Consider the following 14,637-nt stretch of genomic DNA (forward strand, 5'->3'; position numbering starts at 1 on the left):
TCAAATTACTTTTTATGAAGCGATTGATCATGGTGTAGGTCAAGATGAGCTGGTGACTAACGTATTGGTTGAAAGCATTCAAAGTGATGCTGACGGTACACAAGAGACGGTTGTGGCACCGTTAACGATTACTATTTATGACTCTGATCCGGTGATTAGAGATGACACATACTCAGTCTTAGAAGATCAAACAATTACGGGCAATCTACTTGAAAATGATATTGATCTTGATGGAACACTTTATGTGAAATTTGTAGAGGCTGGCGGGGAGCAGAAGTCAATTCTAGAGGGGGGATCCGTAAGTTTTAGTTTAGAAAAAGGCGAATTAACCGTATTTTCTGATGGCTCTTGGCAGTTTGATGCAGGTCGAAACCTAGATCATTCGGTCGAGCAAAGTGTTTCTTTCAGCTATTTAGCTGCAGATGACTCCCAAGACTATGGCTTGGCTAACGCGACCATTGACATTACTGATGGACAAGCAGGTTACGTAGGCAATGCGACTATAGACGTAACAGAAGTCCCTTTGGATGGCCCGATATTGAACTTTGAAGGAACTGTCAATATTGTCGCGGGATCTGACAATCCGGATCCGAGTAGTTTGTATTTCGGTGGGTCATCTATTACTAAGTTAGAAGCATTAGGGCTTACAAGCTCAGTCTCTGATAATGAGCTTAGCTACACGTTAAGTTCCAGTGGAAAGCAAATTACAGCATTTGCGAATGGTGTCACTGTATTTACGTTAACATTGAGTGGCGTTGAGTCGGGTAACGATGTATTAGCTTCAATTTCACTTACTCTTGAGCACCCTATCGATCAATTCAATAGCAGTGATACGGTAACCTTCCCGTTGACCATTGGCGGCGTAGATTTAGATGCCACACCGCTTGTAGAGAATGAAATTGATTATGTTCTAAAGGATGGTGCAGACCCAACTTTAAATAATTTGAATGGGGTAGAAGTAAAAGAATCTGATCTCGCAAATGGAAGTGTGTTGAGCTCAGGGAATTTTCAAGTTGAGGTTGGCAGTGATTACCTCGAATCTTTGTCGTTCATCGTCTCTGAACAACCCTTGTTGACGAGTGGTGAACAAGTTGTGCTTTATCAAGTCTCTGCGGATGGCAAAACACTTGATGGTTATATTCTTGACGAAGATGGGCAAACTCAGATTCCCATCTTTCAAGCTACCCTCAATGCTTCATTACCTATTGATGCAAATAGCGACATTACCTACTCCTTTGAGCTTTTTCAGGCTCTCGACCAACAAGAAAATACTGATCCAAACGTACCTCTCGTTGTTACTGCAATCGACTCAGACCAAGATAACACGTCGGTCGTTTTAGACATTAATGTTATAGATAACGACAATGGACAAGCGCTAATCAATAGTGGCAATGTCGAGTTAACCGAAACACCTGTCGATACAAACATTGCTCCTGATGGGGTTTCAGCCATAGCGAATACGGATGTGATAGTTACGTCATCATTCGATCCGATTGTGTATCTGGGTGTTGACATAAATGATGGAGATACTGTCAAAACTACACTTGGTGATGCTGTTACTTATAACGGAGAGGCTGTCACTTGGTACGATAACAATGATGGAAGCTTTGACGCAATTTCTGACACTGGAGACGTTATATTTAGGGTCACGTTACCTAGTGACTTCTCTTTGCCATCAAATGATACGTCTACCGTTAATGTAACTGTAGAGCTTTATCACTCGCTTGACCATGTTTTAGGTGATGGGACGCAATTGTCGATCTCTATGCCCATCGTGGCGAGAGATTCTGATGGAAGCGAGATCTCTACGGAGTCCAACATACTGGTCTATGATGGCTTGTTTCCGGAACTAGTAATTACAGAGGGAATCACAGTCAATGAAAGCGGGTTGAATGATGATTCGCTTGATTCTGGCATCGAGGGCTCGTCACCATCCATTACGCTATTACAAGGTTCAGACTCTATCGCCAGTGTGAGCGTGAATATCGATATGTTCAATGCGCTCGGCTATAAAACAAGTAGTGGTAGCCTGGTTTCGCTTGATTCACCGGACTCGAATGGTTGGTTATATGCAAGAGATGAAAGCGAGCAAGACGTCTTTAGAATTAGATTTAATACCGATGGGACTGTCGAGTTTGATCTATACCGTGCACTTGAACACGATGAACCTGACGGTGTTCCAGCGGACGAGAACACATTAGAACTCAGTTTTTCAATTTATGCCGTTGATAAGGATGGCGACCAGTCTGAAGCTGAGACATATACCGTTAGTGTAGTAGATGATATCCCTGAAGACACAAGCTCACCAATAGAAATTGAACTTACCGAGGGGGATGAGTTTTCGGGAAACTGGTTTAGCAATAATGCCGACTTAATCAGTTCAGATGGCACGTTGATATCAAGTTTGACCTATGCAGGTGAAACATACGATACGGCGAGTTCGGTATTTAGCAATGATGCTTGGACCATCGATTTAATCAATAGTAGTGATGGTAACTTAAAATATGGAACGCTGACTATTGCTCAAGATGGGACATTTACGCTAACTACCGAGCTTATTGTTAATACGCCTGTAGGTGGTTTGCTTGATGATCTAACGATAACTGTGACGGATGCAGACGGTGACCAAGCAAGCAGTGAAGCTCAATTAATTCTTGATGATGCTAGGGGCTTTATTCGAACCGTTAATGTAGATACGTTAGAAGATAATGGCGCGAATAATAGTGGAGACCCCACGCCAGTCGCGTTACCGATTAGAGTTTCTCCTGGGGATACGGAGAATAATGAGCGTGTTGAAGCGATAAGGATCTCTGTTGAATCTCTACAAGGAGGGGCTCTGTTTTTAGACGGAGTGCGCCTTGAAGATGATGATAATGACGGATTTATTAGTCTTTCTGGTACAGAGCTAATGGGGGTGGGTATATTCACCGTTCCAAATGGTGATCTCACTTATCAACCAGCACTAAACTTGTCGGGCAACACTATCAAAGTTTCGTTAGCAGTGTCTGCATTAATCGTATCTGATGTCGAACCAGATGGTTTTGTATTACAAGGCAATAACACGTTAAATGTTAACGTTTTACCGGTTGCAGATTTGCCAGAGTGGTCTAATGATTCGGACTTTTCTTATCAAAGTGTTGAAGATTCCGCTGAATCACTTTCACTCAATATTGTTGCTGAAAAGTTTGACCAAGACGGTTCTGAAACGCTCCACTACCAAATTTCGAATATTCCAGATGGACTTATATTAACACTTAACGGAAGTGCTATTGAGGAAGGGAAAGCGTATAGCCAATCCGAGTTAGATCAAATTGAAATCACATCTAACGAAAACTTAGCCGGAAGATTTACTTTTGATGTAACGGCAGTAACGACTGAGTCGGGTAGTGTGTTTGCCGATGAGCAAGATAAAACAGCGGAGATCACTGAGCAAGTTGTTATCGATATATCTCCAGATGCCGATGTGCCTGCGCTGACCGTTAAAAACATTCAGGGGCTTGAAGACCAAGCGATTGACTTAAAAGAGTACATCTTAGGGCGGCTCACTGACACAGATGGCTCGGAGTCTCTGTCTTATCGCATAGAAGTTCAAGATGGTTGGACATTGCCTGTCGGAGCTGGGATTACGCTTATCGGTATTAATACCTACCTAGTGACCTCCAATGCTCTAGCCAATTCGGAGGCGTTACTTCAACCAAAATCGGATATCAGCTCATTTACTGAATCTCTATCCCTTCAAGTAACCGCCATTTCAACAGAGTCGACTATTGATGGCTTAGCACCTCTTAATGAAACCGCCGAGAGCCAATCTGCAACCATTGATATTAAGCTAAAAGGCGTGGTCGATGAACCAATTGTTCTAGATGGTGGACAGGGGAATTGGCAATATGATCAAGCGACTAAAGTAATTAGTAATCTCTCTACGTTAGACGAAGATAACCTGATACAACTGGATTTTATCATCCAGACATCAGACGACGATCTATCAGAAGAAATTAATATCTTGCTTCAGAACATCCCTTTAGGAACACAACTGACAGATGTAAATGGTGACCCTATTGTTCTTCCAATTGCTTACGTGGACCCAATAACGGGGCCAGTTTATCAGGTCTCAAACGCTGTTCTTGAAAACACTTACCTCAAAACAGAGCAAGATTTTAGTGGAACACTGAGCATGGATGTTATCGTCGTTTCAACAGAGCCGGATGGTGATTCTGCTGAAACCCCTCTTAAAGTGGAAATGGAAATCTCACCTATTGTTGATCAAACTGACGGTCAAGAATTACAAAGCAATGGTATTGAGGACAATTTCATCACACTAAATCTTGAGCCTGTCGTTAATCAAGATATAGATTCTAGTGAGTCCTTGACAGGATACACCATTGTATCCATTCCAGATGGCTTAACGCTTTACTTTGATGGTAATGCAGTAGAGGAAAGTAACTTACCGTTAGAACTCAATGAACTACTTGATGGTAGCTCGGCAACATTATCTGAGTTGTTAAACAGTGGACGAATCACTGTAAAAGCTAATGAAGACCTAAGTGGGACATTTAGCCTGGAAGTTCAGTACGAAGTGACAGACACGTCTCCGACGATGGAGACTGATGTAAAGGCAATCAATGGCTCTTTGAGCGTCGTGGTTTCTGGCAAAGTGGATATTGGTAATGAAGATATTGACAAAACACGTTTAGAAGGCGCGACTGAAGTATTCACAAGTACGGATGGGTCTGCTGTCGACGTGAGTGGAGGCATTACATTTACAGAAGCGGATATTGATGGTTCAGAGTATCTCGATTACATCGTTTTACAGATACCGCAGGGTCAAGACCTCATTGTTACTCATCCGAATGGTGCTTCTCAAGATGCCGATGGGAACTGGCTGATTCCAATGGAAGGAATCACAAGTGATAGCGTGTTGGAAACCGCTCAAGATTTGCTTGCTAGCGCATCGATTTATAGCCCATCTAATACAGAGATACTTGATGTGAATGTGTTAGCGTATGTTCGAGATGGAACGGATGCTGAATACATCACAGGTCAGTTCCAAATTCAAATTACTGGCCATGAAGGAGATGGAGACCAGTGTGCTGATCCTGGTGAACCAGGAAGCGTTCAAAGTGGGGATATTGTAGGTAAAGAAGGTGAAGATGTCTCAATTGGGGCGTTTTTAAACCCTGATGTAGCGAGTAGTGATGGTAACTTAGTTTCCTTCTTTGTCGCCGCAGATTCTTTACCTGAAGGAGTCGAGCTTACTGGCGAAGGTGTGATACCTGCTTATGATAATGCGGGCAATCTGTTGGGTTATTCAATTTCTAGCGCTGGATTGTCTTCCTTGACGCTTACTGGCGTGGATGAGGACTTTGCTGGTTGCATTACTTTCAATTTAGAAGTGACAGAAACGGCCCCATGCGATGGTGACTCGAAAACAACCTCTCAGACCATTACGGTACAAATCTCTCCTGTTGTCGATGATATCGCGATAGCACCAAGCCAAGTTACGGTTCAAGAAGATACTATAACCAACCTGAATCTTGCTCTTGTATTGGGCGATAGTGAAGGACCAATGCAGTCCATTACTGGAGAAGGTGACGCAGCGACTGGCCTTGAAAGTGTCAATTGGGTTTCTTTATCGGTGTCTGACGAGAATGCGCGGTTTACTGCCGTGGACCCGAGCCTACTCATTGACAACGGTGATGGAACATGGGTAGTGACAGATGTTACGCGTCTAAACGGAATTCAGTTAATCCCACCTGAAAACTACAGTGGAGAGCTTGTTATTTCCGTTGACGCAAACATTACTGATGAAGTCACGGGAAGTTGTTTAAGTACTGACAGTGCGAAAGATACTCAAACTAAATCAACAGAAGTTACCGTTACCATTGCCCCAGTGGTTGATAAAGCGGTTCTGGAAACAGAAGACGTAGTTGGTAATGAAGATAATTATATTTATTTAGGAAACTTATCTGCATCATTAATCGATCAAGATGGTTCTGAGTCGATGTCTTTGGTCATGACAGGAGTGCCAGACGGAGCCGTGTTGGTTTGGGACAATAATGGGACGTTCGAATTACTCCCTGATAACGGTTCAACGGATGGTGAGAGCAAGGAGTGGCAGCTAACTCAAGCACAACTTGATAAGGTTTACTTTCTACCGCCACTAGATTTTAGTGGGGATATTTCATTAACACTGCAAGCTATTACCCAAGAGTCTGGATCAAACGACTATAACTATACCACTTCTCAGTTCAACGTCGGCGTAAAACCGATTGGCGATGATGTATCGTTGAATACAACCTCTAACACGTTCACTGGAGATGAAGGTGATTCCATTTCGATTGACTTTTTAGCGAGCGGTTTTGAAACAAATAGCAACGAATATATAGAAGTGTCGATGTTGATCAAAGCAAGCTCTGAACCCTCTGCATTGGAAGGCTTAGGTAGGATTCGTATTGGAACTCAATTCTCATCCTTTACCTTCGATGACGCGGGCAATGCCGTGGCGACGGTATTAGTGCGAGCAAATGAAGTGTCAGGTTTGGAGTTCGTTCCGAAGGATGCATTTGGAACGATGGATGTTGCTCTCAATGTTAGAACGTTTGATCAAGCGATAGTGTCAGAGACACTCGAAACCGATTTTGGAGATGTGCAAACTACCGATCTAACCATTGTTGTTACCCCTGAAGCTGATGAGCCAACACTAACGGCCGATTATCAGTCTATTGTGTCTGAAGCGTCTGGGAGTATTCCTTTGGGGTTGAGCATGAATTTAGTCAATCCTGCACCCGAAGAGTTTGGAAGTGTGGAGATTCGCGGATTACCAACAGATCTAGAGTTGAGTCATGGTGAAAGATTGAACGGCATTTATACTGTTGATCAAGAGGATGTCGCTGATCTTTCCATCGTTGGCGGGTTTAGCGGTGCAAGTGATTTTACGTTGTCGATAAAACCGATTGCAACACTGGGTGCTACAGTCGCAGAAGGTGCTGTTCAGACAGTCAATGTTACCTTAGTGGAAGAAGGGGGCCAAACATTACTTGCGACAGATGCTAATGATTTGCTTATTGGAGGAAGTGGCAGCGATGTATTCCAGTTTGACAGTTCAGGGCTCGGTAACGAGTTAAAGCCCTCGTACGATGTGATCAACGATTTCCAAATATCCGTTATTGGTGATGATAATGACACAATTGACATCGCCTCGATAATCACCGCTACCTCGATAACAGAAGTCGATAATAAGCTCGATTTAACAGAGAATGATGATGGCGTAACGCTTCACATAAAACCAGAAGAGACGGGGACAAAACAACAGATTCTTATGCAGGGCGTCACTCTCGATCAGCTTTACAAAGGTGACTCGACCGGCGTAGCCGAAGAAAATGTCTTACAGAAGATGATTGATGACAACAACTTGCTAGTAGGTGGTATGTCATGAAGCATCACTCATCCTCATCAAGTGAGCTGACTAACGATCCTTGGGGGCAATCGTTAACTTGGTTGATGCGTTATTTTGAGGTTAGACACCATACAAAAAAGGTGCTTTCTGGATTACCTCTTGTTGAGGGTAGATTGGATAGTGACTTATTCATCAGAGCCGCTGAGCGAGCCGATCTTGAACTCACATTAATCGATTTAAAATCCACCGCAATGTTGAGCTTTCCATTGGTGGTAATCAATAGGAAGACGTTACAACCCGCTATTATATCTGAGCGACATAACAGCGATTATCAAGTCACGTTATTTAGTGAAGATCAAGGTGAAACGCAATACGTCACGAGCGAGGAGCTGCATAATCAATTCCAGCCTCAAGCATGGCAAGTTTCTATGCGTCCAGAGCTGGACAAACGGATAAGTTCTATTCAAGCGGATTATAATGAACATTGGCTTTTCGCCGTAGTGAAAGAAATGTCTCCGTGGTACCGAGATCTTTTGATTGCCTCTTTCCTTATCAATACGCTAGCGCTAGTTATTCCGCTTTTCACTATGAACGTTTACGATCGTGTAGTGCCTAATCAAGCTTTCAGTACATTATGGGTTTTGGTCGCTGGTGTCTCCGTCATCATTATTTTTGATTGGCTATTGCGTAAAGCAAGGGGAGTTGTCACTGATACCGCGGGTAAGTACATCGATAACAAGCTTTCTTCGATACTTTTTTCTAAAGTTATGGGGATGAAACTTGAACACCGTCCTGCATCAGTCGGTGCATTCGCTCGACAACTACAAGATTTTGATAGTGTTCGCGATTTTTTTACTTCAGCATCTCTTGTGACCTTAGTTGATCTCCCATTTACGTTATTATTTTTAGTCTTAATAGGTTGGCTAGGTGGGGCAATGATGTTCATACCTATTGCCGTCATGTTTACCCTGCTGATCCTTGGCTTTGCGGTAAAAGCAAAAATAGAACAATCACATACGGAAAGTGCTGCACTATCCATGAAGCGACAAGCTCACTTGTTTGATTCATTGTCCTCTTTAAAAGAGATTAAGCAAAATAACGCTACGGGAGAAGCACAAAAGCGTTGGGAGCAAACGGTATCCATGCTTTCTGATTGGCAAAATCAATCGCGAAACTATTCGAATATCGTTGCTTACTCCATTCAATCTAGCCAGCAGATAATTACCGTAATGTTACTTGTAATAGGCGTGTACAGAATTTCTGAGGGATTGCTCAGCATGGGGGGGCTCATTGCTATTGTCATGCTTAGCGGTCGTGCTGCAGGGGCGATTAACCAGTTAGCTATGCTGTTACTTCGCTATCAACAGACAAAAACAGCGGTTGAAGGCTTAAATTCTATCATGTCTTTACCTCAGGAGGTGCAACGCAGTCAGGTCATTACGTCTGCCGAATTTACAGGGAATATACGTTTAGAAAACGTGAGCTTCCAATACCCAGATGTTGATATGCCATGTTTGAGAGATATTAATCTTACTATCAAGCAAGGCGAACGCGTTGGCGTTATTGGTAGTGCAGGAGCAGGAAAGTCTACACTCCTTTCTATTATTACCAATCAACTCAGTACCTTACAGGGTAGCGTTTATTTTGATGACATTGACAGTCAGCTTTGGCCCGCCGAATTGATAAGAGAGAAAACGGGTTGGGTTGGCCAAGATTCGCATCTTATATACGGCAGCATTATGGAAAACATAGTATTAGGACATCATGTTATTGATCAAGAACGTTTACGCCGTGCGATAGAATTATCGGGTTTGAACCAGTACATGAGTCGCCTTCCTCATGGTCTAGAAACGCAAGTCGGAGAAGGAGGGCGTTATTTGTCGGGGGGGCAAAGGCAAGCTGTAGCGATTTCAAGAGCTTTTTATCGAAACCCAGCAGCATTAATTTTAGACGAGCCAACCAGTTCCTTAGACCAGCCAGCTGAGAATGCATTGTTTAATGCTCTCAAATCGTTGCCGCACTCGACGACGATGATTATTAGCTCTCATAAACATTCCTTATTATCGCTTTGTGATCGAATTGTTGTGCTTGATAAAGGCACAATTTTGAGGGAAGGAGCGCCCCAAGAAATTTTTGCTAAACAACAGTCTAACGCGAAGACGAACAGAGTACGCGCAGTATCAATTGTACGCGAAGGAGGTCAATGATGAGCACAGTTCGTTGGAGTAATGCTCATTTAGCAAACCGTTCGAGGACGTTGATTTGGTTGTCTGCCGCGTTAGTGCTGAGTGTGATTATTTGGGCCTCGTGGGCGAGGTTAGACGAAGTGGTTGTCGGCGAGGGAAAAGTTGTTCCTACTTTGTCTGTTCAGACGATTCAGAGCTTAGAGGGAGGCATTCTAAAGGAGTTACTTGTCATGCCTGGTGAAAGCGTCACTAAGGGGCAAACCATCGCCATTCTGGATGATACAAGGTTTAAGTCGACCTATTCGGAGACCTCTGAACAAGTTGAATCTTTGCTCGCCAGAAAGCAGAGGCTTCAAATTGAATTAGAAACGGTAAAAGTGAATAGCCTCCAACTGGATTGGAAACAACAAGTGAGTATCGAGCCTCAGCCATTTGATATTTCGATGACCGGCCACTCTGCCTATCTGAATGCCAAAGCAAACTATCTTGAGCGGTTGAGCCAACTGGAGTCTGAGCTGGAGGAGGCTAAATTGCGAATTGAGCAACAATCGCAAGCTTATCTAGATACCTTGAATACCATTCAAACACTAAAAAGCAGTCTGGTTATTGTCTCGAAAGAGCGAGATATGCTGAGAGAGGTGGTTTCTAGTGGCGCGGTAGCTGAAGTGGAATTATTAAAACTGAATAGAGACGTTATAAAGCTCAAAGGAGACATTGCGAGTTCACAAGCTGCTGCCCAAAAGCAAAGGGCTGTGTATTCTGAATCCATCGCAGATTATCGTGGTACTGCGCTTGCTTTTAGGGCAGAGGCACAAGGGCTGCTCAATGAAGTTGTGACGCAACTAGCGCAGCTCAATGAAAGTCGTCAGGCGATTGCGGATCAGTTGAATCGAACGCAGTTACTTTCTCCGGTCGATGGAACCATCAAAGATGTTTTTGTCAGAACCATCGGAGGTGTGGTTAAGCCGGGTGAGCCTATTTTAGAAATAGTCCCTCGTAATAGCACGTTAATCGTTGAAGCGAGAATTTCTCCTCAGAATATCGCCTTCATAAGGCCTGGCCTGCCGGCAACGGTAAAGTTGTCTGCCTATGACTTTGTCATTTACGGAGGCCTAGAAGGAGAAGTGACCTACGTAAGCGCCGATGCACTTCAAAATGAAGAGGGCAATGCCTACTACCGTGCCAACGTTACTTTCAAGGTTGATGATAAGTTTACGATCATCCCGGGAATGCAGGTTGTGGTAGACATTCTTACAGGAGAAAAAACAGTACTGAATTATTGGTTAAAACCTATATTACGTGCGAAAGAGAATTCGCTCAGAGAAAGATAGACATAAGGATATAAGATGCGGCTTAAATCAACGTTATTGGTCTTGTTTGCAGTATCATCGTCGCCAAACGCTTTGACTTTAGAGGAGTCAGTTACGTTATCTCTCGATAGCTCCCCCAGTTTGCTTGCTCGCTATTCTCGCTATGAGTCGATGGTACGAGACCGAAATGCCATAAATGGTTCATTTCTTCCTCAGGTTAATTTGTATGCTGCAGCAGGGTACGAAGGTACTCGATATAACAACGGAAACTACATCGACAGTGAAGATAGAACATTAGAAAGAACGGAGATGGGCGTAAGAATCTCCCAACTGTTATTTGATGGATTTAAAACAAGTGCTGATGTTGATCGCCTATCTTACGAGGCTGAAGCTGAACGCTTGGGCTTATTGGCATCTGCGGAAAATGTTGCATTAGATACTGTCAGAGCGTATGTGGATGTTTTACATGCCCGAGAGTTGATGAAACTGACAGAAAGAAACCTAAATGAACACCAAGAGATCTACCGTTTCATTCTAGATAAAAAAGAAAAAGGTTTAACCAGCAACTCCGACTTAGCGCAGGTTTCTTCGCGTGTCGCGACAACACAGTCCTCATTGATTGCCGCCCAAAACAATCTTTCCGATGCTAGAACAAGATTTGTACGTTTGGTTGGTCGAGCGCCGCAAAACTTAGTTGAACCTGTTTACCCGCAGGAGTTGCTTCCGAATAAGCTGGACGAAGCACTCAAACAAGCGGTTAGGTTGCACCCATCCATACAGTCGGCGATGAAAGATTTAGAGGCGGCTCGACATGAAGTAAAAAGAGAAAAGGGGGATTACTACCCAGAGCTCAAGCTTGAGCTGTCAGCCAACAAAACAGACAACGTGGATAATATTGAAGGCATTAACGAAGATGCAAAGGTTATGCTGACGGTCAACTACGATCTTTTTAACGGCTTTTCTACAGACTCCCGAGTGGAGTCATCCGCCTGGAGAGTTGAGGAGGCAAGGGCTATTCGAGCAAATGCAGAACTAGATGCGAATGAAGGTGTAAGGCTGGCATGGGACGCACATACATTGCTTCAACAGCAAATGGAGTATTTAAAAGTCAACGTTGATGCGGCGAAAGTAACTGAATTAGGGTACATCCAGCAGTTCAATGTAGGGCGACGCAGTTTGTTAGATGTATTAGATGCCAAAGTTGAAACGTTTGTTGCGAGACGGAACTATACCCGAACAAAGTACGATCATTTGGTTGCCACTTACCGTTTATTCAACTCGATGGGGATTCTGACTTATGCGTTGCGAGTTGAGTATCCAGAGAACTGGAAGGAGAACAATAATGGATAAATTCGCAGTGACGAGTCTTCTAGTTTTCATGTTAGCAGGCTGTGCTGAATCACCGGATACGATGTTGACCACTTACCAGTACAACGACCTTAAAGACAATGATAGTGATGGCGTGATAAACCAACGAGATAACTGCGCAGATACGCCCAAAGGTGTGGTTGTTGACAGTGAGGGCTGTGCGAATTGGGTCAACGACTCGCAGACACACCTGATCAGTTTTTTCTTTGCGATGGATGAGCATCAGGTAACGTCATCTCATGATATGCCGCTAAGCGAGTTGAAAGCATTGCTTCAGAGTAACCCAAATGCGCAAGTCATACTGATAGGAGACACAAGCCCTGAAGCGTCACTCGAATACAACAAAGCGTTGGCAAAGAAAAGAACGGCAGCTATACGAAAATTGCTAGTGAGAAACGGCATTCAAGATAATCGAATTGAAGAGCAAGAGTTTTATCAGAATACGGCATTGACGGTACAACTAAAAAAACGGGAAAGGCGCACAATTGCTGTTGTAAACACGAAAGCTGAAAGTACTGAACAAGCGTGGACTATATTTAGTTCGGACAGCGAGTTGACACCTAATTCGAAGTTGGAGTTGAATTATGAAAATTAAAGTCTTGCCTTTCTTTGCTCTAGCTTCATGTTTGATTTCACCGCTGGCATTTGCTGACTCTGAGGCTCGAACATCGATTTTTGTCGAACCAGAGATACTAGAAACGATAGAAACATTGATAGATGAGCCAAGTGTAAATGTAGCGCTTGCATCTCAGTCTGGTGGTTTTAACGACATGCTAAATGACGGAGCCTCTATTGCGATCACATCTAAGAAATGGTCAGATGAAAACATCTCCCGATTTCAACGAGAAAGAGGCCACAGGCCTACACGTTTGTTTTTAATGGCAAACGCTATTGTCGTAATCAATAGTCAAAAGAGTACGGTAGATAGTGTTTCCGTTAGTGAATTGAAACGCTGTGATGCAAATACGTATGCTTTCGGGGAGATGCGTTTAAGTAACCCAGATGTGAGCTCTAATGGTTGTCAATCATCGATTCAAACGCTTGATGAAGACCGATTGAAACGGGCTTTAAGCGACGACTTTTCAGCCAAAGCTTATATGCGATACTCCGATTTTAAATACTCAGAACAGTGGTCGAGCTACAAGGCTCTCTCTGTTCATCATAACGATGACTCATGCTCTTTGAGCACAGATTGCATCTATTCTCTTCGCTATCCATTTTCCGTGGTCTATTACGTTTATATAAATAAACAATTCGACACTAATCAGAAGATCAAAAAATCAAAGCTATTTGAACTCCTTACAACCGACCACAATACACAACAGGTACGAAATGCTGGGTTTATTCCACTACCAAAAGCGCTTATTAAAAGAAATAGAGTGAAGTTAGGGCTAGATGAGCCAGTTGTTTTAAACGGGTATAAATAAACTTCATACGCCTAACTATGTGGGCTTGAGTGAACGTACCGTCCTAGGAAGTTTTGCCTTGCTGCTCATTTATCTTTGGTCAATTGAGTTGGTTGTAAGTGGTTTTGTTGGTAATTTTTCTATTATTGTGGCAAGTTTACTTAAAACCACTTAAGTGAATTTAAGTTATGACACAAGAAGAAAGACTCGTAGCACTCAGAGCGAAGCTGGAGCAGCAAAACAAAGTAACGTTGTCTGAAGTTTGTGAGTACTTTGGTATCTCGCGAGATTCAGCTCGTCGAGACTTAGTTAAGTTGAGTCAGCAACCTGGGTTACAAAGAATACGAGGTGGTGTCATGCTTGCGCCGATCTCTTCCCATACCGAGGCATACGCGAGTCGACCCGTGAGTGACGTTAAACATCGACTAGCTCAAGCTGCCGCAGCGTTGTTGGATGAGCGCGACCATCTTGTTATTGATACCAGCACCATTTTGTCTCTGCTCCCACTCTATGCAGGAAAAGCACATTGTGGAGAAAACAAGCTCAACGTCGTCACTAACAGCATTGATGTACTGACCGCTGCTGAAACAAACGACACAATGGACGTTTATTTCTTAGGCGGACACTTTGACCCTTATGCCAGAGCAGTTTTAGGGGCGCAAGCAGAGCAGCAAATGCAGCAGTATCACGTGAACAAAGCGTTCATTGGCGTGTGTGCATTGACATCCCGAGGGCTGACAACAAATAGTTTGTTAGAAGCTACAATGAAACAAGCGATGATTGCTCAAGCTCAGCAGGTCATCGTCGTTTGTGAATCCCGAAAAATTGGTAGCGACAATTTCCACCACGTATGTGATTTGTCAAAGATCGACATCATTATTACCGATCATCCCCCTCAATCAGATTTTCAACAACTCCTCGATCACAATGATATTGAATGTATTGTTGTGTCACCGAAATAAGGAATCTTA

Annotated in this window: 7 protein-coding genes; all 7 read left to right on the forward strand. The window is 43.3% G+C overall.

Annotated features, from left to right (window positions below; all coding sequences use genetic code 11):
- Positions 1-52 precede the first annotated feature (52 nt).
- Positions 53-7,435, forward strand: coding sequence for an Ig-like domain-containing protein (locus R7D93_RS14590; protein WP_225496826.1), 7,383 nt, complete (start codon positions 53-55; stop codon positions 7,433-7,435).
- On the forward strand, positions 7,432-9,603 hold the full coding sequence (locus R7D93_RS14595; RefSeq protein WP_225496828.1) for a type I secretion system permease/ATPase: 2,172 nt from the start codon (positions 7,432-7,434) through the stop codon (positions 9,601-9,603). The genes R7D93_RS14590 and R7D93_RS14595 overlap by 4 nt, the downstream gene beginning before the upstream one ends.
- Complete coding sequence (locus R7D93_RS14600; protein ID WP_213903983.1) at positions 9,600-10,913, forward strand: HlyD family type I secretion periplasmic adaptor subunit; 1,314 nt, start codon at positions 9,600-9,602, stop codon at positions 10,911-10,913. Before R7D93_RS14595 ends, R7D93_RS14600 begins: the two co-directional genes overlap by 4 nt.
- A 15-nt stretch (positions 10,914-10,928) precedes the next feature.
- Positions 10,929-12,242, forward strand: a complete 1,314-nt coding sequence (locus tag R7D93_RS14605) for a TolC family outer membrane protein (protein ID WP_130544900.1) — start codon at positions 10,929-10,931, stop codon at positions 12,240-12,242.
- Positions 12,235-12,855, forward strand: a complete 621-nt coding sequence (locus R7D93_RS14610) for an OmpA family protein (protein WP_225496830.1) — start codon at positions 12,235-12,237, stop codon at positions 12,853-12,855. The genes R7D93_RS14605 and R7D93_RS14610 overlap by 8 nt, the downstream gene beginning before the upstream one ends.
- The gene (locus tag R7D93_RS14615; RefSeq protein WP_225496831.1) at positions 12,845-13,687 is read left to right on the forward strand and encodes a phosphate ABC transporter substrate-binding protein; all 843 of its coding nucleotides are present in this window, start codon (positions 12,845-12,847) and stop codon (positions 13,685-13,687) included. The genes R7D93_RS14610 and R7D93_RS14615 overlap by 11 nt, the downstream gene beginning before the upstream one ends.
- A gap of 167 nt (positions 13,688-13,854) precedes the next feature.
- Positions 13,855-14,628 carry a DeoR/GlpR family DNA-binding transcription regulator gene (locus R7D93_RS14620; RefSeq protein ID WP_025766712.1) on the forward strand — a complete coding sequence of 258 codons (774 nt, stop codon included), beginning with the start codon at positions 13,855-13,857 and terminating at the stop codon, positions 14,626-14,628.
- Positions 14,629-14,637: the final 9 nt, after the last annotated feature.

It is taken from the genome of Vibrio sp. YT-15 (genome assembly GCF_033337445.1).
GTDB lineage: Bacteria > Pseudomonadota > Gammaproteobacteria > Enterobacterales > Vibrionaceae > Vibrio > Vibrio alginolyticus.